Annotated in this window: 17 protein-coding genes; 2 read left to right on the top strand and 15 right to left on the bottom strand. The window is 69.4% G+C overall.

The annotated features are described in order from the left end of the window. Positions 1–4: 4 nt before the first annotated feature. The 5 genes from FHR38_RS18750 to fdxA form a co-directional block, all read right to left on the bottom strand. Entirely contained in the window at positions 5–1,018 is a 1,014-nt protein-coding gene (locus FHR38_RS18750; protein ID WP_184535885.1) for a prephenate dehydrogenase, read from the bottom strand. After that, on the bottom strand, positions 1,018–1,629 hold the full coding sequence (locus FHR38_RS18745; protein WP_184535884.1) for a hypothetical protein: 612 nt from the start codon (positions 1,627–1,629) through the stop codon (positions 1,018–1,020). Before FHR38_RS18745 ends, FHR38_RS18750 begins: the two co-directional genes overlap by 1 nt. A gap of 3 nt (positions 1,630–1,632) precedes the next feature. Then, positions 1,633–2,658: a prephenate dehydratase gene (locus FHR38_RS18740; protein ID WP_184535883.1), complete on the bottom strand. Its 1,026-nt coding sequence runs from the start codon at positions 2,656–2,658 to the stop codon at positions 1,633–1,635. Between the two features lie 224 nt (positions 2,659–2,882). Next, positions 2,883–3,989 (bottom strand): succinyldiaminopimelate transaminase, encoded by a 1,107-nt coding sequence (gene dapC, locus FHR38_RS18735; RefSeq protein ID WP_312882261.1) that lies wholly within the window; start codon positions 3,987–3,989, stop codon positions 2,883–2,885. An 8-nt stretch (positions 3,990–3,997) separates the two neighbouring features. Further along, entirely contained in the window at positions 3,998–4,324 is a 327-nt protein-coding gene (gene fdxA, locus FHR38_RS31620; protein ID WP_312882260.1) for a ferredoxin, read from the bottom strand. A gap of 134 nt (positions 4,325–4,458) precedes the next feature. On the opposite strand from fdxA, the gene FHR38_RS18730 reads away from it, so the two are divergent. Then, the gene (locus tag FHR38_RS18730; RefSeq protein ID WP_184535881.1) at positions 4,459–5,523 is read left to right on the top strand and encodes a GNAT family N-acetyltransferase; all 1,065 of its coding nucleotides are present in this window, start codon (positions 4,459–4,461) and stop codon (positions 5,521–5,523) included. A gap of 74 nt (positions 5,524–5,597) precedes the next feature. Here FHR38_RS18730 and FHR38_RS18725 read toward each other — a convergent pair whose 3' ends face one another. From FHR38_RS18725 to mshB, 3 genes are all read right to left on the bottom strand, one after another. Continuing rightward, positions 5,598–6,062 (bottom strand): hypothetical protein, encoded by a 465-nt coding sequence (locus FHR38_RS18725; protein WP_184535880.1) that lies wholly within the window; start codon positions 6,060–6,062, stop codon positions 5,598–5,600. Positions 6,063–6,155: 93 nt separating this feature from the next. Next, positions 6,156–6,587, bottom strand: coding sequence for a hypothetical protein (locus tag FHR38_RS18720; RefSeq protein WP_376771487.1), 432 nt, complete (start codon positions 6,585–6,587; stop codon positions 6,156–6,158). A gap of 17 nt (positions 6,588–6,604) precedes the next feature. Next, positions 6,605–7,579 (bottom strand): N-acetyl-1-D-myo-inositol-2-amino-2-deoxy-alpha-D-glucopyranoside deacetylase, encoded by a 975-nt coding sequence (gene mshB / locus FHR38_RS18715; protein ID WP_184535879.1) that lies wholly within the window; start codon positions 7,577–7,579, stop codon positions 6,605–6,607. Between the two features lie 184 nt (positions 7,580–7,763). On the opposite strand from mshB, the gene FHR38_RS18710 reads away from it, so the two are divergent. Continuing rightward, a complete protein-coding gene (locus FHR38_RS18710; RefSeq protein ID WP_184535878.1) occupies positions 7,764–9,908 on the top strand; it encodes a S9 family peptidase in 2,145 nt (714 codons plus the stop codon). Positions 9,909–10,052: 144 nt separating this feature from the next. Here FHR38_RS18710 and FHR38_RS18705 read toward each other — a convergent pair whose 3' ends face one another. From FHR38_RS18705 to FHR38_RS18675, 7 genes are all read right to left on the bottom strand, one after another. Continuing rightward, positions 10,053–11,795, bottom strand: coding sequence for an ABC transporter substrate-binding protein (locus tag FHR38_RS18705; protein ID WP_184535877.1), 1,743 nt, complete (start codon positions 11,793–11,795; stop codon positions 10,053–10,055). A gap of 261 nt (positions 11,796–12,056) precedes the next feature. After that, positions 12,057–12,239 (bottom strand): DUF397 domain-containing protein, encoded by a 183-nt coding sequence (locus FHR38_RS18700; protein ID WP_184539879.1) that lies wholly within the window; start codon positions 12,237–12,239, stop codon positions 12,057–12,059. Next, on the bottom strand, positions 12,236–12,985 hold the full coding sequence (locus FHR38_RS18695) for a helix-turn-helix domain-containing protein (RefSeq protein WP_184535876.1): 750 nt from the start codon (positions 12,983–12,985) through the stop codon (positions 12,236–12,238). The genes FHR38_RS18700 and FHR38_RS18695 overlap by 4 nt, the downstream gene beginning before the upstream one ends. A gap of 312 nt (positions 12,986–13,297) precedes the next feature. Then, positions 13,298–14,284: an ABC transporter permease gene (locus tag FHR38_RS18690; protein ID WP_184535875.1), complete on the bottom strand. Its 987-nt coding sequence runs from the start codon at positions 14,282–14,284 to the stop codon at positions 13,298–13,300. 9 nt (positions 14,285–14,293) lie between these two features. Next, positions 14,294–15,319 carry an ABC transporter permease gene (locus FHR38_RS18685; protein WP_184535874.1) on the bottom strand — a complete coding sequence of 342 codons (1,026 nt, stop codon included), beginning with the start codon at positions 15,317–15,319 and terminating at the stop codon, positions 14,294–14,296. Positions 15,320–15,581: 262 nt separating this feature from the next. Beyond that, on the bottom strand, positions 15,582–16,598 hold the full coding sequence (locus FHR38_RS18680; RefSeq protein ID WP_246446611.1) for an ABC transporter ATP-binding protein: 1,017 nt from the start codon (positions 16,596–16,598) through the stop codon (positions 15,582–15,584). Further along, positions 16,595–17,707 (bottom strand): ABC transporter ATP-binding protein, encoded by a 1,113-nt coding sequence (locus tag FHR38_RS18675; RefSeq protein WP_184539875.1) that lies wholly within the window; start codon positions 17,705–17,707, stop codon positions 16,595–16,597. The genes FHR38_RS18680 and FHR38_RS18675 overlap by 4 nt, the downstream gene beginning before the upstream one ends. Positions 17,708–17,939: the final 232 nt, after the last annotated feature.

Below are 17,939 nucleotides of genomic sequence, written 5' to 3'. Positions count from 1 at the left end.
GCCGCTAGGCCGGCTGGAAAGCGGTGTAGCTGACCGTTGCGGAATCGGTGGCGCAGCCGGTCAGATAGCCACCGGCCTCGCCCAGCCGCAGCAGGAAGTCGAGTTCCAGCTCGTCCGGTCCGGCCACCGGAAACCGCTGGGCGGATCGGGTCATCGGCCGGCTCAGCAGGGATTCCCGCAGGCCACGGCTCTGGTTCAGATGAGCGGTCAGTGCCTCGACGTCGTTGGCGCGTAGCGCGGCCGACAGGTCGGCGAGGAAGGTGTCCACCAACTCCATCTGTCGCAACACGAAGTCCCGGTTGTTGACCAGCATGTCGACGGTCCGTCGGCTCGGCGTACCGGCGACCCGGGTGCCGTCGCGGAAACTCCCGGCGGCCAGCCCGAGGATCGCCTCACTCACCGGGGACCGGGCCGCCGCCCCGGCCAGACTGCCGGCCAGCAGATGCGGGATGTGCGACGACAGCGCCACCACCGAGTCGTGCACCGCCGGGTCCATCGGCACGATCCGCGCCTCGAAGACCTCGATGATCAGGCGGGACAGTGCCCGGAACTGGCTGATCAGCCCCTCCGGGGAGGGGCAGAGCACCCAGGCCGCGCCGTCGAACATGGCGGGGATCGCGGCCGTCAGCCCGGCCCGCTCGGTGCCGGCCATCGGATGCCCCGGTACGAACCGGTGGGCCAGTCCGTTCTCCAACGCGAATGCCGCCACCGTCGACTTCGTACTGCCCACATCGGTGATCACGCACTGGTCACCGGTGGCCTTCGCCACCTTGACCAGGGTGTCGGGCAGGCTGGACAGTGGACCGCCGAGGAAGACGACATCCCGGTCCCGTACCGCGTCGGTGAGGTTCTCGGCGAAGGTCAGGCCCTGCTGGTCGGCGTACCGCTGGGTGTCCGGGTCGGGATCCCACCCGCAGACGTCCAAGCCCGCCTCGCGCAGGCGCAGCAGGATCGAGCCGCCGATCAGGCCGGTGCCCACCACGGCCACCCGCGTTCCGCGTACGCCCGTATCCAGCATCAGTTCCCTCGGCGGTTCGGTCGGTACAGGTCAAGCGTCCCCCGGGTCGGCTCGTCGCCGAGGATATCGCTCTTCCAGTAGCCCTTCATCTCACCCGGCGAGAGCGGGGAGAGCGTCAGCATGCCACTGCGTGGTTCGTAGTCCCCCTGGGACAGGCCGACCTTGTAGATCAGTTCGACCTGACCCCGGTCGTAGGTCACCCCGACGGAGGTGACGGTCGCGAAGCACTTCGACGCGAAGCCGGGCTCGTTGCGGGCTGCGGCCATCGCGTCCGCCTCGGTGCGGTAGAGCTGCACCGAGTAGTTGAGCTCACCACCCCGGAGATCGATGCTGGCCAGCCCCCAGTTGCCGGACGAGGACTCGTAGACCCAGATACCGAGGACCGGATGGGCCCAGATGGTCAGGAACAGCCGCTGCACCACGCTGGCGACCAGCGCCAGGCTCAACACCGAGATCACTACGGCCACGATGATGGACCAGAGGCCACGCAACTGGGCCTGTTTGAGCACCACGACGTTCAGGGTGCTGAAGATGATGGCCGCGACGGCGAACGACGACTGCCGGACACCGTCGATGTTGCGGTCCCGCAGCAGCGGATGGAGGAAACGCACCGGTCACCTCACCGCCCGCCGGCGGTTCGCTGATCCCCGGAAGATCCGGGTGAGCTGATCGATCTCGGCGAGACCGAGACTACCCGCCGGTGGGGTGAGCGGCCGGTCGGGCGGCGAGCCTGCGAACAGATGATCGGACGGGTAACTGCCCAGGTATTTCACCCGCACACCGTCGTAGAGCAGGCTGGTCACCGCTCTGGCCAGGTCCGGCGAGTCCCGGTGGTGATCCACCGTCACGACGAAGACGTACCGCCCGGGGAAGCCGGGCAGCGGTCGGGACGACAGCGAGATGATGTTGATCTCCCGGTCGGCGAAGTGCGTGCACAACTCGGCGAGGACACCCGGACGCGACCAGATCGGGGTCAGCGCCATCATGGTCTTCCAGCTCGTCCCCGGGCCGACCGGGCCGGCGTCGGATGCCGCTGCCGCCGTCCCCGCACCGTCGGCCCGGCCCAGGCAGACGAACCGGGTGTACGCCCCGGGCCGGTCCTCGACTCCGCTGTGCTGCACCGCGACCGGGTAGTCGTCAGCCAACCCGGCCGCACCGATCGCGATCAACTCGGGACGGTCGGCGGCGGCACGGACCGCCTCGGCGGTGGAGCTGAACGGCTCGGTACGCAGACCGAGCCCCGCCACGTAGCGAGTGCACTGCGCCAGGGCGTGCGGGTGGCTGCCCACCACTGCCGCCGCTCCCTCCGCCAGCGGAGACCGGTACGACGTGAAGGTGATCGGCACCGACACCTCCCGGAGGATCACCAGGTCGGGGGCGTGGAAGACGAACTGGTCGAGGCTGGCGGTGACGACTCCCTCGACGGTGTTCTCGATCGGTATCACGGCATAGTCGGCCCGACGGTCCAGCACGGCGGCAACCGTGGCGGGAATGTCCTCGGCCGGTCGCAGGACGGCATCAGCGGGCCAGATCGCCCGCGCCGCCCGTTCGGTGAAGGTGCCGACCGGTCCGAGGAAGGTGACCAACGGCGGCGAGCCGCTGCCGGCCGACACCCGCCCGCCAACCACTCCGTGCGCCATTGGACCCGCTCTTCTCGCCGGCTCGAACGGTCACCTCAAGCGGGACCGGAACCCGGTGGGTTCGACGAGGCCGTCATTATTCGTCGTCACCCTCGATGCCGTCCACCCCGGCTCGTCACCCTCGATGCCGTCCACCCTCGATGCCGTCCACCCTCGATGCCGTGGATCCCGGCTTGTCAGCCGCAGCGGCCGTCCACCCCGGCTCGTCAGCCGCAGTGCTCGCCTCAGGTGGCGAGCCGGTCCGCGACGGCGGCGACCCGCTCGTCGGTTTCGGTGAAGGCGATCCGGACGTGCTGCTGCCCGCCCGGCCCGTAGAAGGCACCCGGTGCGACCAGTACGCCCCGCCGGGCCAGCCAGTCGACCGTCTCCCAGCAGTCCTCGCCCCGGGTCGCCCACAGGTAGAGCCCGGCCGCCGAGTGCTCGATCTCGAACCCGGCTCCGGTGAACGCCGCCCGCAGCGTCTCCCGCCGGGCGCGGTAGCGTTCCCGCTGCTCGTCGGCGTGTGCCTCGTCGGAGAGTGCGGTGGCCATGGCCGCCTGCACCGGGGCCGGCACGATCATGCCGGCGTGCTTGCGTACCTTCAGCAGCTCGCCGACCAGGGTCGGGTCACCGGCGACGAATCCGGCCCGGTAACCGGCCAGGTTGGAGCGCTTGGAGAGCGAGTGCACCGCCAGCAGCCCGTCGTACGACCCGCCCCGGACCTGCTCGGAGAGGATCGACACCGGCTCGGCGTCCCAGCCCAGCGGCAGGTAGCACTCGTCGCTGGCGACCACGGCCCCCCGCTCCCGGGCCCAGTCGACCACCTTCCGCAGGTGCGCGGCGGGCAGGACCTGCCCGGTCGGGTTACCGGGTGAGTTGACCCAGACCAACCGGACCCGACTCGACGGGCCGACGGCGGTCAGCGAGTCGGCGCGTACGGCGGTGGCGCCGGCCAGGCGTACCCCGTCCTCGTAGGTCGGGTAGCAGATCCGGGGGATGACCACGACGTCACCGGGGCCGATGCCCAGCAGGGTCGGCAGCCAGGCCACCAGTTCCTTGGAGCCGATGGTCGGCAGTACCCCGAGACCGTCCGGGGTGGCGTCGCAGGAGCGGGCGACCCAGGACGTGACGGCGGCCCGCAGCGACGGAGATCCGGCGGTCAGCGGGTAGCCGGGCGTGTCGGAGCCGTCAGCCAGTGCCTGCCGCACCACTGGCGGTACGGGGTCGACCGGCGTGCCCATCGAGAGGTTGATCGGCCCGTCCGGATGGCTGGCGGCGAGCTTGCCGGCCTGGTCCAGCACGTCCCAGGTGAAATCGGGCAGCCGGGCCGAAACCGGTGGCTGCCCGCCCACAGTCCGGCTCAGTGCCCTTCTCCACGCGGCGGCTGGGCCGCGACGAAGGTGGCGTCCTTCTCCACCTTGCCGATCTTGGAGGCACCGCCCGGCGAGCCGAGGTCCTCGAAGAACTCGTAGTTCGCCGAGGTGTAGTCCTTCCACTGCTCCGGGACGTCGTCCTCGTAGAAGATCGCTTCGACCGGGCAGACCGGCTCACAGGCCCCGCAGTCGACGCACTCGTCGGGGTGGATGTAGAGCATCCGGTTGCCCTCGTAGATGCAGTCGACCGGGCACTCCTCGATGCATGCCTTGTCGAGCACATCCACGCACGGCTCGGCGATGATGTAGGTCACCGATCTTCTCCTCCGAACTCGGATTCCGGCGCGACCGCATCGTCTCACGCGAGCCGACCCGGAACCCTCGCCAGCCACGCCGCGATGAACCGCGACAGTTAGAGCCTAGTATCTCGCCGGGGAGGGGGTCGATCGTGCTCCGACGGCAGGATGTAGGACACCGGATGGTAGTCCGGCGAATTGTGGGAATTCGGGACGGCCGTACGGTCTTTTCCGACGCGTTGGGCGAGCTCGTCGAGCTGACCGAGACCCATCTCACCATGGCAACCGCCAAGGGCGAGCTTCGCGTGCCGCTGACCGAGGTGCACCGCGCCAAGCGGGTGCCCCCCGCGCGCCGACCGACCGCTACCGCAGTGGTCGGCCTGGAGTTGGCCGCCAACGAGGCCTGGCCAGCCCCGGTGCAGGATCGGCTGGGCGACTGGCGGCTACGGGCGGCTGGCGGTTGGACCGGGCGAGCCAACTCCGCCCTGCCGATCGGCGACCCGGACCGCCCCCTGGAGGCCGCCATCGACGCGGTCGTCGACTGGTACGCCGCCCGACACCAGCCCGCCACGATCAACGTACCGCTGCCGCTGGCCGCGCCGATCGGCATCGCGCTCGACCGGCGGGGCTGGACCGCCCGTCCGCCAGTCCTGGTGCAGACCATCCCGCTGACGGCGCTCCTGGCAGCCGTACCGCCCCGGACCGACCTCCCCCCGGTGCGGCTGGACACCGAACCGTCGGCCGCCTGGGTCGCGCTCGCCGCCGCCCGTAAGGCCGCCCAGGCCGCCGAACTGCCGGCAGCCGCGCTACCGGCCGCCCAGGCCGCCGAACTGTCGGCTACCGCGCTACCGGCCGCAGAACTGCCGGCCGCCGCGTGGCACGTGCTCACCGCCGTGGACCAGGTCCGCTTCGCCCACCTGTACGCCGACCTCGACGACGCCGATCCGCAACTGCTGGGCGTCGCCCGGGGCACGGTCACCGGCGAAGGGCGGTGGCTCGGCCTGACCCTGATCGAGGTGGTGCCCGCCGCGCGGCGGCAGGGACTGGCGCGGCAGTTGGTCCGGGCGCTCGCCGACTGGGCCGTCGAGCGAGGCGCGAGCCACGCCTTCCTCCAAGTGGAGGAGCACAACAGCGGCGCGGTGGCGCTCTATCGGCGGCTCGGTTTCACCACCCACCACACGTACGTCTCCCGGGTGGCACCGGAGATCGGCCGCTGACCGGTGGATGCAGGTCGCCGGCCGAACGGTCAGCGCCCGGGTGCCCAGCCCGGTCAGCGACTTCCTGACGTCGGTCAGCGACGGACGATCTTGCGCGGCTTGGCCTGCCGGCTCTCGGCGTACCGCTTCAACGACTGGGAGCGGTAGTCCAGGCCCAGTGCGGTCAGCACCAGGAACCCGATCAGGGCACCGCCGAGGGTGAAGCCGGCGTAGAGCCAGATCTGGGAGAAGAACTGTCCCGCGCCGTTCGCGAACGGTTGGGTGCCGCTGATGAACGGGCCGACGAAGATGGTCAGGGTCAGTGCGACCAGTACGGCACCGGCGACCTCCGGACTCCACTGACTGACCGGGCGACGCCGCCCCCAGAGGAAGGCGACCGTCCCGAGGATCACCCCGATCAGGGCGAACATCCCCAGTGACATCCGGTCGGCCGCATCGACGTCGTCCGCGAACCCGAACCGGATGATCAATCGGGCAACGACGTTGACCGCGAACAGCACCCCTGCGAGCACTCCGAGCGGCAGCCAACGGTCCTTCATCACGCATCCTCCCGGATCATGCCCCGCCGTCACCTCGGCCTCACTGCCCAGATGTCTACCACTTCGGACGCTGCGGAGCTATAAGCCGCAAGGTCAACGACGCGGTGCCAGAATCAGCCGGAAGGCCATGACGGCAAAGGCCATCGCGCCAGCGACGATCATCGCGAGTCCCACCCAGTTGTTCCCCGCGAGCAGGATGTCGCCCTCCGAGGTACCACCGGCCACCACCACCATCAGCGCGAACCAGGTCAGTGCGGGCAGCGCGACCGCCGCCTTGCTGCCGACGGCGCGGTGAGCGAACCAGCTCAACCCGACGTTGGCAACCACGGCGATGACCACCGACACCCCGATCAGATAACCGCCCACCCGGGCCGTCACGAAGACCAACTCCAGTATCGCGGTCAGTATCGCGCCGGCCACCGCCAGCGCTCCCCCGATCACCCGCAACGCCATGTCGAGCGCGGGCTCCAGGGCGGACCACCGGCCCGATGGCGGGTCGGGTTCGAGTTGCGGCGAGGCGGACATGGACGGACTGGTCAGGCTCACCGGACGCCGGCCTCTGCCGACGTACCGACCACCGGGGTCGGCTCGCCGGGCTGCACGGGGGCACGGACCGCGCCGGCTGGTGCCGCCACCGGGTCGACGTCGAGCGCCAGGCCCGCGAACAGGTCCTCCTCCCAGCCGTACGGGCCCACGCCCGGTCCTTTCTCCCCCACGGCGAGCGTGTAGTACTCCACTCCCATGAACTCGTTGCCGAAGTTGCCGGCGATCGAGTAGAGCCACGAGTTGTCCGGGATCTGGGTGGCGTGCGCCCGCATCGCCGCCTCCTTGGCAGTGTGCTGGTCGGTGCCGTCGATCTGGGCCGCGATCTGCTCGTCCGGAGTGCCGAACGGCAGGTCGTCGGCGTGCTCGATGCCGGCGAACGGGTTGTCCGCCGACTCGGCGAACGTGGTCATGCCGGCTTCCAACACACTCTTCGGCATCGCCGTCCAGTAGATCTTCGCCGGGCCGACCCCCTCGGCGGCGGCCAGTTCGGCGGCGCGCATCGCCACCCGGTGCGCCTGGATGTGGTCCGGGTGCCCGTAGAAGCCGTTCGGGTCGTAGGTGACCAGCACCTGCGGGCGTACCTCCCGCATGATCTCCACCAGGTGCCCGGCGGCGGTGTCCAGGTCCGCCCCCCAGAAGGCCCGGGGGTGGTCGTTGGTGGGCAGGCCCATCATGCCGGAGTCGCGGTAGCGCCCGGCACCGCCGAGGAACCGGTGGTCGGCGACGCCCAGCGCCGCACAGGCGGCGGCCAACTCCGCGATCCGGTAGCCACCGAGCTGGTCGGCCTCGGTGGCGAGCAGTCCGGCCAGCGCCGGCACGTGGATCTCCCCCTCTTCACCGAGGGTGCAGGTCACCAGGGTGACCTGAGCGCCGGCGGCCACGTAGTGGGCCATCGTCGCCCCGGTCCCGATGGACTCGTCATCGGGATGTGCGTGGACCAGCAGAAGCCGGCGGGCAGCGAGAGTCGTCACGCCTCGACACTGTACGCGGCCAACGCGGATCACCTTGTTCCAGGAGTTATCGGACGGGCACGCCACGGAGTCCTCGAACGGCCACCCTCAGCGAGGTTCCACGTCCGGAAGTCCCTATGTAACCGGACGGGTACCGATCGCCAGCTCGGCCCCACAGGCGATCCCACCGTCTTACGATTCCGTCGTGGACTACCCGGAGCTGGCCGCTCGTACCCGTCGATTCAGCTACGGCGCGCCCCGGATGCTGACGGTGGCCAACGACGGCTCACGGGTGTTGTTCCTCCGTTCCGCCGGTCCCGAGGATCCGGTGGACGCGCTCTGGTCACTCGACGTCGCGACCGCGACCGAACGCCTGGTGGCCGACCCGGCGCTGCTGCTCGGTGCCGAGCCGGCCGCCCCGCTTCCGGCGGCCGAACGGGCACTGCGGGAACGGCAGCGGGTCAGCGCCGCCGGCATCGGCGGGTACGCCACCGACCCGGCAGCCCGGGTTGCGGTCTTCACCCTCGGCGGCCGACTGTTCCGGGCCGACCTGGCGCACGGGGACGTGGTCGAGGTGGCCACCGCCGGGCCGGTGGTCGACCCCCGACCGGATCCCACCGGCCAGCGGCTCGCCTACGTCACCGAAGCCGGCGGCGGCAGCCCCCGGGGACAACTCCGGGTGATCGACCCGGACGGTACCGATTCACTGCTCGCCGGCGAGGACTCCGGGGTCACCTGGGGGCTGGCCGAGTACGTCGCGGCCGAGGAGTTCGACCGGTTCCGGGGCTACTGGTGGGCCCCGGACGGGCGGTCGATCCTGGCCGCCCGGGTCGACGAGTCCCGGCTGCCCCGCTGGCACCTGGCCGATCCCAGCGATCCGACCACCGCTCCGACCACGGTCGCCTACCCCCGTTCGGGTGGCCCCAACGCCGAGGTGAGCCTGCACCTGCTGGACCTGGACGGCGGCTGGGTGGACGTGCACTGGGATCGGGAGACCTATCCCTACCTGGTGTCGGTGCACTGGAGCGAGGGCGGCCCGCTGATCACCGTACTGCGCCGGTTGCAGCAGCACGGCCTCGTCCTCGCCGTCGATCCGCGTACCGGCGAGACGCAGGTGCACGCCGAACTCGCCGACCCGCGCTGGGTCGAGCCGGTCGCCGGCACCCCGTGCCACCTCTCCGACGGGCGGGTGCTGGTCGGCGGGGAACTCGCCCACGACGGCTACGACGCCCGCTGTCTCTTCGCCGATGGCACCCTGCTCACCCCGCCGTCGCTCTACGTACGCCGGGTGGTCGGCCGGCTGCCCGGCGGCAACGGTGCCCCCGACCTGCTGGTCGAGGCGAGCAACGGGGAGCCGAGCCAGCAGCACCTGTTCCGGGTCCGGACCGCGATCGGGGTGGCCGGGGCCGACTCCCAGCGGCTGACCGCCGATCCCGGCTGGCACACCGCCGCGGTGGGTGGGGACGTGGTCGTGGTGGGCTTCGCCTCGCTCGACCACCCCGGCACCCGATGGACGGTCTGGCAGCGGGACCGTGAGGTGGCCGCGATCCGGTCGCTGGCCGCCACCCCGCCGTACGCCCCGCGTCCGATGCTGGTCCGGGTCACCGACCGGCGGCTGCCCTCGGCGGTGCTCTATCCCAGCAGCCACGTCACCGGTCGACGGCTGCCGGTGCTGCTCGACATCTACGGCGGACCGGGGCACCAGGAGGTGCTGGCGCTACGGTCACGGTGGTTGGAACGGCAGTGGTGGGCCGACGCCGGGTTCGCCGTGGTCACCGTCGACAACCGGGGTACGCCTGGTGTGGCCCCGTCGTTCGAGAAGGTGGTGCACCGGCGGCTCGCCGACGTGATCCTGCTGGACCAGGTCGACGCGCTGGCCGCGTTGGCCGACAAGCACCCGGACCTGGATCTGCGCCGGGTGGCGATCCGGGGCTGGTCGTTCGGCGGTTGGCTGGCCGCCCTGGCCACCCTGCGCCGGCCCGACCTGTTCCGCTGCGCCATCGTCGGCGCCCCGGTCACCGACTGGATGCTCTACGACACCGCCTACACCGAGCGCTACCTCGGTCTACCCGTCGACGGTGGGGAGATCTACGCCCACCACTCGCTGGTGGAGTTGGCCGCCGATCCGGTACGCGATCCGGCGGAGGCCCGGCCGATGCTGCTGGTGCACGGCATGGCCGACGACAACGTGGTGGTCGCACACACCCTGCGCCTGTCGGCCGCGTTGTTGGCCGCCGGCCGTCCGCACTCGGTGCTGCCGCTGACCGGGGCCACCCATATGGCCGCCGGGGGTACGGCCGAGCGCCTGCTCCGCCTGGAGCTCGACTTCCTGCGCCAACACCTCGCCTGAGCACAGGCCTGGCGGCAGGAGGGATGCGCGGAAGGGCCCCTTCTTATCGTCTTCTGCATAAGAAGGGGCCCTTCCTAACACCACAATCCACGCGACGCGGCTACTGCTTCATGTGCGACGCAGCTACTGCTCCGCGCGGCGCGGCTACTGCTTGACGTGCGCGTCCACGAACGACGTCCACCCGAAGACGCTGGAGACGAAGAGCCCGCCGGCCTTCGAGCCGTGTGCGAAGTAGGCCACGTTCACATAGAGCGGCACCACCGGGGCCAGTTCGGTCATGATCCGCTGGTCCAGCTTCGCCCACTCATCGGCCTGGGCCGTCGGGTCCAGGGCGAGCACCCGGTCGAACTCGGCGTTGATCGCGTCACTGTTGATGAACGACGAGTTGCTGTTGCCCTCGGGCTTGATCGTGCGACCGTCGTAGAGCACCGGCAGGATGGAGGCACCGCTGGGCCAGTCCGCCGCCCACTGACCGAGGTAGAGGTCCCACGGGTTGTTCTTCTTCTTGACCTCGTCCAGGCGGGCATCGGTGGGGATGCTCCGGATCGTGATCTTGAAGCCGGCCTTCTCCAGGTTGGCCTTGATCTGGGTCGCGACCTCCTGACCCTCGGCGTCGTCGGCAGCGCCGAACACCAGTTCCGGGGTCTTGCCGGCGAGCAGTTCCTTGGCCTTCTCGATGTTGCCGCTCTTGCCGGCCGGGTACGCCTCGTACTGCTTGAAGCCGATCGTGGCCGGCGGCAGCAGCGTGGTCAGCGGCTGGGCAACCGTCTCACCGCCGAGGGTCTTGATCAGACCGTCCCGGTCGATCGCGTAGTTGAGCGCCTGCCGGATCGACAGGTCGGTGACCCGCTGAGTGTTGATCACCAGGTTGTTGGTCTGCGGCGTGGGCGCAAGCAGGGTGCGGCTCTTCAGCGCCGCGTCCCCGGCGACCCGGGCGACCAGCGAGGAGGGGATGCTGTTCCAGGACAGCGCGGCCTGGTCGGCCCCGCCGTCGGCGATGACCCGGTTGGCTGCGGCGGACTGGTCCGGGCCGAAGGTCCAGACGAACTTGTCCGGATACTGGTGGCGTACCGCGTCAGTGGCCGGGTCCCAGTGCTCGTTGCGCTCCAGCACCAGCTCGGTGCCGACGGTGTGCTTGGTGACCTTGTACGGGCCGGACGAGAACGGCGCGTTGTCCAGGTTGACACCGGTGTCCTTGTCGGCCGGCAGCGGCGCGGTGGTCGGCAGGGACACGGCGAACGGCAGGTCACAGCGGGGCTTGTTGAACTCGAAGCGCAGCGTCTTCGGGTCCGGCGTGGTCAACCCCGGCGGCAGCGAGTCCTTGTTGGCCTTGAAGTTCCACTTGGTGTCGAACTGCGGGCTGTCGACCAGCCATTCCTGGATGTAGGTCGGGCCGCCGGTGAGGTCGAGGTCGAACGAGCGGGCGATGCCGTACGCGATCTCCTTCGAGGTGATCGGCCGGCCGTCCTCGAACTTGACCCCGTCCTTGATCTTGAATTCCCAGACCTTGCAGTCGTTGTTGACGTTCTTGCCCGGGGTCTCGGCCAGGTCGCCGACCAGCGTCAGCTTGCCCTTGCCGTCGTCCTTCCAGGTGGTCAGGTAACGGCTGTAGAGCGGGGCGTTCATCAGACCCACGAACGAGTACGTCCGCTGCGGGTCCAGGTGCACGATCTTGGTTTCCCGAAGGATCGTGAAGGTGCCGCCCTTCTTGGCACCCGGCACCTCCGGCGCGGGCCCGAGGGAGTCCTTCGGGTCGGTCGCGATGACCCCGGTCTGGGTACGGTTGATGTCTACATTGGTGCCCTCGCCGGTGTTCTCCGTGCACGCACCCAATGTCACCACCAGTGCGATAGCGCCGCCTGCGGCGGCCGCCACCCGTGGTCGCATGATGTTCCTCCTCCACCGAATGTGCTGCGTAGCCGCCGGGCGAAGACCGCCGACGCCCCACGGATCGTAGTGAAGGAAATCTACGAATTGTGTAACAGTTAACGATAAGTTTTGCCACGATCGTGGCCAGGTCAGCACCGTTCCCGACCGATGCGGGACATCCCAGCACCCCGTACCCGCAGCGTCACCAAGAGAACCGGTCGACTCGATGCACCGGGCACTGAGCCCGAGGTGTCGCTAGCGCCAGACGTTGACGTGTCGCTAGCGCCCTCCGGCGAAACCGACGAAGGCGCGCCAGACGTCGGCCCCGAAGGCAAGCGTGCCGCCGTCCCGATCCTTGCTGTCCCTGACCAGCACCACACCAGGCAGGTTGTCGGCGACCTCGACACAGTCGCCACCGTTGGAGCTGCTGCGGGTGCTCGTGCGCCAGCGGGCGCCGGTCATCTCAGCCATGTTCGCGCCTCTAGATGCTCTCTGGACAGGTCACGCGGGAGCGCCACCGACCTCAGAGTGTCCCAGGTGTGCCAGAGCGGGGCAATGTCCTTGACGATCCGCCCCTCGGCCTGGTCGTCGATGTATCCGACGTCGCCGTCACCGTCGACACTGGCGATGACGAACGCGCCGGCCTGGCCGGGGTGGAAGCCGGCCCGCAGGGGCAGCACGTGCACCAGCACGTTCGGCCGCTCGGAGATGGCGACCAGGTGGTCGAGCTGAGGTCGCATGATCTCCGGATCGCCCCGCCACAGCGCCGCCTCGTCGATCACGAAGATGGTCAGCGGCGGGCGGGGTCGGTCGAGGACGGCCGCCTGTCGCTCCAACCGGGTCGCGACGTATCCCTCCACCTCGTCGGCGGCAAGCGGACCGCTGCTCAGCACCGCGCGGGCGTAGGCCTCGGTCTGCAACAGGCCGGGTAGCACCGCGACCTGAAACGACCGCAGCGCCGTCGCCTCCCGTTCGAGGTCCGCCCACGGCCGGAACCATGCCGGTACGCGGGGCCGCACCGCATCCGGCCAGAGCTCACCGATCTCCCGACCGAGGGCCTTGGCCGCTGCCATCCGGTGCCGAGGGTGGGGCACCCGACCTGGTGAGAGCCACCGCCCGACTGTCTTCGGGTCAACCCCGACGTGGCCCGCCAACGACTCGGCCGTCTCGCCCGCCTCGGCCATGGCAGTACGCAGCAGATTGTTCATAGCCATTCTCCCGGTGGACGCCCGGAACGTCCTCGGACGTCCACAAGACGCATTGCTGCACGGTGTGATTTCTCCACTACGCGCAGCACTTTAGGGCGCATAAGTGCAGGTGGCAATGGCACGCCGCCGGCCGACGTCTACACGGGAGAGACTGGACGATGCTCCTATTCAGCGCGCCCAGAATCGGCGAAACATCGGGCGTGCCTGCGGAAGGCGACGCACGCACTGGTTTGGGTGCATTGATTGTCGCTCCCGCGACAATCAATGCACCCAAAGACCTCGATAGCGGTTGGCCTACGGCGGAAGGTCTGGTTACCCGAGGCGGACGCGGGGGTCGATGACGGCGTAGAGCAGGTCGACCACCAGGTTGGCCACGACCACGAAGAACGCCGCGATCAGCACCGTTGCCATGATGGTGGGCAGGTCACCGCCGCGCACCGCCTCCACCGCCGTACGACCCAACCCCTGGATGCCGAAGGTGGTCTCGGTGATGACCGTGCCGCCCAGCGCCCCGCCCACGTCCAACCCGGCGATCGTGACCACCGGGGTGATGGCGGCGCGGAGCGCGTGCCGGCCGTACACCTTGGATTTTGGCAGGCCCTTGGCGCGCGCGGTCCGGATGAAGTCCTCGGAGAGCGTCTCCAACATCTGCGCTCGGGACAGTCGGGCATAGATGGCGGAGAAGAGGAAGGCCAGGGCGAGCCAGGCCAACACCAGCCCACTGGCCCACTTGGCCGGATTATCGAGAATCGACGTGTAACTCGGCACCGGCAGGAACTTCAGGTTGTAGACGAAGACCAGCAGCAGTACGGCACCGACGAAGTAGAGCTGGAGCGAGGCCCCGGTGAGCGAGACCCCGATCGCCACCTTGTCCAGCAGGGTGCCCCGGCGCAGGGCCGAGATCATGCCGAGGCCGACCCCCAGCACCAGCCAGAGGATGGCCGCCGGGAGCACGATGCTCAGTGTCACCGGCAGCACCCGGGCCATGGTGTCGGTGACCGCCTCGCTGTTGACGTAGGAGTAGCCCAGGCAGGGGGCGTCACACCGACCGCCCTGGGCGCTGCCCAGGTCCCGGCCGACGAAGATCCCCTTCATGTACCCGAGGTACTGGGTGTGCAGCGGATCGCGCAGCCCCAACTCCTGACGTACCCGCTCCAACCGCTCGGCGTTGCAGTTCTTCGGGCACATCCCGTTGACCGGGTCCTTGGGCAGGGCGAAGAACATCAGGAAGCTGAGCACGCTCACCGCGAACAGGGTCAGCACCGCGGAGAGCAGCCGTTTGACAAAGAACCGCGTCATCACGCACCCCTACCGGGAGGACTTCGGGTCGAGCGCGTCGCGCAGCGAGTCACCGAAGAGGTTGAAAGCGAACACCAGCGCGAAGATCGCGAAACCGGGGAAGAAGACGTACGCCGGATCGGTCTGTAGGTAGCTCAGGCTACGAAAGATCATCCGACCGAAGCTGGCCGATTCGTCACTGAGCCCGATCCCGATGAACGACAGCGCCGCCTCATTGGTGATGTACGCCGGCACCGCCAGCGAGAAGGAGACCAGGATCGGGGCCCAGATGTTCGGCAGGATCTGCCGGAACAGCATGTGTCCCAGCCCGGCTCCGCTGGCCCGGGCCGCCTCGACGAACTCCCGTTCTCGCAGGGCGATCACCTGGCCGCGGACCAACCGGGCGGTGCTGGTCCAGCCGAACACCGCGAAGATCGTGATCAGGACCGTCACCTGGAAGGTCACCGTCACCTCTTCGCGCATCCCGTAGAAGCGCAGCGCCATGGTCGGCATCACCGCCAACGCGATGATCAGGAACGGCATGGCCAGGACAAGGTCGGTGATCCAGGTGATCACCGAGTCCCACCAGCCACCGAGGTAGCCGGCGAGGATGCCGGTGACGATACCGATCGCCGCGGTCACGATCGCGGCGGTGAAGGCGATGAACAACGAGGTCCGCAGGCCGTAGACCAGGCGGATGAAGATGTCCCGGCCGGTGTTCGGCTCCAGGCCGAACCAGTGCTCGCCGGTGATGCCACCGAGGTATCCCAGCGGCATTCCGTGATTGTCCAGCCGGTCCATCGCCCGCTCGTTCGGATCGATGCCGTACAGCATCTCGATCAACGGCGCGGCGAGCGCGACGACCAGGAACAGGACCAGGACCGCGCCGCTGATCATCGCGGTCCGGTCGCGCCGGAGCCGGGCCCAGGCAAGTTGCCCGGGCGAACGGCCGACGATGCCCTTGGCCTTGGGGACGTCCGCCCCACCGCCGGACTCGACCATTTTGCCGGACTCGGCCTCGGCCAGTGCGACACCCTCCACCGGGGACAGGCTCATCGCGTCACCTCCACGCGATTGGGAAAAACGCTCACTGGGGCCGCCTTCGATCGCGACTGCGGGGCTCGCAAACCCAGCTCGCTCCTCGCGCTCACTGGGGCCGTCCTCGATCGCGACTGCGGGGCTCGCAAACCCAGCTCAACTCGCATTCCGGCTCGGCCGCGTCCCACGCGAGCCGCCCCGGAACGCTCGCTCCTCGCGCTCACTGGGGCCGTCCTCGATCGCGACTGCGGGGCTCGCAAACCCGGCTCGCTCCTCGCGCTCACTGGACCGGCCCGCTCTCTGGGAAGTGGCACGCCGTGACCTGCCGGCCGCCGTCGCGGGACACCAACGCCGGTTCCTCGGTCGCGCACCGCTCCTCGGCCTTCCAACACCGGGTACGGAACCGGCAGCCCGACGGCGGGTCGAGCGGAGTCGGCACGTCCCCGGTCAGCCGGATCCGCCCCGCCGGACCGAGTTGCGTGACGTCCGGGATCGCCGAGAGCAGCGCCCGGGTGTACGGATGCTGCGGCCGCTCGTAGATGTCGGCCCGGTCGCCCATCTCCACGATCTTGCCCAGGTACATGACCGCGACCCGCTGGCAGAAGTGCCGCACCACGGCCAGGTCGTGGGCGATGAAGACGAAGGCCAGACCGAGTTCACGTTGCAGGTCGCGCAGCAGGTTGATGACCTGGGCCTGGATCGAGACGTCCAGCGCGGAGACCGGCTCGTCGGCCACGATCAGTTTGGGCCGCAGGGCCAAGGCACGGGCGATACCGATTCGCTGCCGCTGGCCGCCGGAGAACTCGTGCGGATAGCGGTTGTAGTGCTCCGGGTTCAACCCGACCAGTTCCAGCAGCTCGCGTACCCGCTGTTTCACCCCGCCGGGCGGCTTGATCCCGTTGACTCGCAGCGGCATCGCCACGATCTCGCCGACGGTGTGCCGGGGATTCAACGACGCGTACGGGTCCTGGAAGATGATCTGTAGGTCCTGCCGGAGCGGGCGTAGCGCCCGGCGACCGGCGTGCGTGATGTCCTGCCCCTCGAAGACGATCCGCCCGTCGCTGGGCTCCAACAGCCGCACCAGCATCCGACCGGTGGTGGTCTTGCCGCAACCGGACTCGCCGACCAGCCCCAGGGTCTCCCCGGGGCGGACCTCGAAGTCGAGGCCGTCGACCGCCCGGACCATTCCGCTGTGCCCACCGCCGCGTACCGGGAAGTGCTTGGTCAGCCCTTCCACCCGCAGCAGCGCATCCTGCCCCGTCGCCGGCTTCGTGTCCGGCATCGCCGTCACGGTCATCGGGCCACCCCCAACTGGACGATCTCGTCGGCGTGGATCCGCGCCCGTTCCTCCTCCGGCAGGTGGCAGGCGACCAGGTGCCCCGCCTCCCGTACCGGCAGTAGCTCGGGCACATCGGTGCTGGACCGGCCGTCGGTCCGTTCGGCGTACCGGCAGCGGGGGTGGAAGGCGCAGCCCGGCGGCAGGTTGATCAGGCTCGGCGGGTTGCCCTTGATCGGGACGAGGTCCGCGTCGGCGTCACCGTGCAACGACGGCACACTGGAGAGCAACCCCCAGGTGTACGGGTGCTGCGGCCGGCGGAGCACCTGCTCGACGCTGCCGCGCTCGACGGCCCGTCCGCCGTACATCACCAGTACCTCGTCGGCGACCTGGCTGACCACACCGAGGTCGTGGGTGATCATGATGATCGCGGAGTTGAACTCCGCTTGAAGGTCCTCCAGCAGGTCGAGGATCTGCGCCTGCACGGTGACGTCCAGGGCGGTGGTCGGCTCGTCGGCGATGACCAGGGCCGGGTCGTTGACCAGGGACATCGCGATCATCGCCCGCTGCCGCATGCCGCCGGAGAACTCGTGCGGGTACTGGTCGACCCGCTTGGCCGGCTGCGGGATGCCGACCCGGCCGAGCATGTCGATGGCCCGCTGCCGGGCCCCCCGCTTGTTCGCCTCCGGGTGGTGGATCCGGTACGCCTCGGCGATCTGCCGGCCCACCGTGTAGTAGGGGTGCAGCGCGGAGAGCGGATCCTGGAAGATCATCGACAGGTCCCGGCCACGCAGTTTGCGGATCTCGTGCTCTGGCATTCCGACGAGTTCCTGCCCGCCGACCTGGATCTGCCCGGTGATGGTCGTACGCCGGGCGTTGTGCAGGCCGAGGATCGCCAGGCTGGTCACGCTCTTGCCCGAGCCCGACTCGCCGACGATGCCCAGGGTCTGTCCCCGTTCGACACTGAACGACACCCCGTCGACCGCTCGGACCACACCGTCCTCGGTGTCGAAGTGCACCTTCAGGTCGTTGACCCGCAGGTACGGGTCTTCGGCCGTACGTTGCCTCGGGGTCGTCCCCTTGTTCGGCGGTTGGACGTCCGGTTCCCCGGAATCGGCCGATGCTGGCATCCCCACGACCGCCTCCCTCTCCCTGCCCGTCAACGGGTCCCCACTGACTACGTCCCCGGACGAACCCGGACATGTCACACCCGGGCATGTGATGAAGAGAACTTACAGCAGTGGCTAGAGGGTGAAACTAAGCTACAAACACCGACCGTGTCAGCGGGGCCGTGCGTAACGACTCGGCATCAAGGAACTTCGCAGCTCACCCCATATTCAAGACCGTGCGTCCCGGCCTGTC

The sequence above is a fragment of the Micromonospora polyrhachis genome, from assembly GCF_014203835.1.
GTDB classification, from domain to species: Bacteria; Actinomycetota; Actinomycetes; order Mycobacteriales; family Micromonosporaceae; genus Micromonospora_H; species Micromonospora_H polyrhachis.
The sequence above is the reverse complement of the archived record's forward strand: the minus strand, read 5'-3'. Positions and strand labels throughout refer to the sequence as shown.

Bases quoted from the DNA above. Each gene is read 5' to 3' on its own strand.
- FHR38_RS18750 (WP_184535885.1), bottom strand. From the start codon at position 1,018: ATGCTGGATACGGGCGTACGCGGAACGCGGGTGGCCGTGGTGGGCACC.
- FHR38_RS18740 (WP_184535883.1), bottom strand. From the start codon at position 2,658: ATGGCGCACGGAGTGGTTGGCGGGCGGGTGTCGGCCGGCAGCGGCTCG.
- FHR38_RS18725 (WP_184535880.1), bottom strand. From the start codon at position 6,062: ATGAAGGACCGTTGGCTGCCGCTCGGAGTGCTCGCAGGGGTGCTGTTC.
- FHR38_RS18720 (WP_376771487.1), bottom strand. From the start codon at position 6,587: ATGTCCGCCTCGCCGCAACTCGAACCCGACCCGCCATCGGGCCGGTGG.
- FHR38_RS18705 (WP_184535877.1), bottom strand. From the start codon at position 11,795: ATGCGACCACGGGTGGCGGCCGCCGCAGGCGGCGCTATCGCACTGGTG.
- FHR38_RS18700 (WP_184539879.1), bottom strand. From the start codon at position 12,239: ATGACCGGCGCCCGCTGGCGCACGAGCACCCGCAGCAGCTCCAACGGT.
- FHR38_RS18695 (WP_184535876.1), bottom strand. From the start codon at position 12,985: ATGAACAATCTGCTGCGTACTGCCATGGCCGAGGCGGGCGAGACGGCC.
- FHR38_RS18690 (WP_184535875.1), bottom strand. From the start codon at position 14,284: ATGACGCGGTTCTTTGTCAAACGGCTGCTCTCCGCGGTGCTGACCCTG.
- FHR38_RS18685 (WP_184535874.1), bottom strand. From the start codon at position 15,319: ATGAGCCTGTCCCCGGTGGAGGGTGTCGCACTGGCCGAGGCCGAGTCC.
- FHR38_RS18680 (WP_246446611.1), bottom strand. From the start codon at position 16,598: ATGACCGTGACGGCGATGCCGGACACGAAGCCGGCGACGGGGCAGGAT.
- FHR38_RS18675 (WP_184539875.1), bottom strand. From the start codon at position 17,707: ATGCCAGCATCGGCCGATTCCGGGGAACCGGACGTCCAACCGCCGAAC.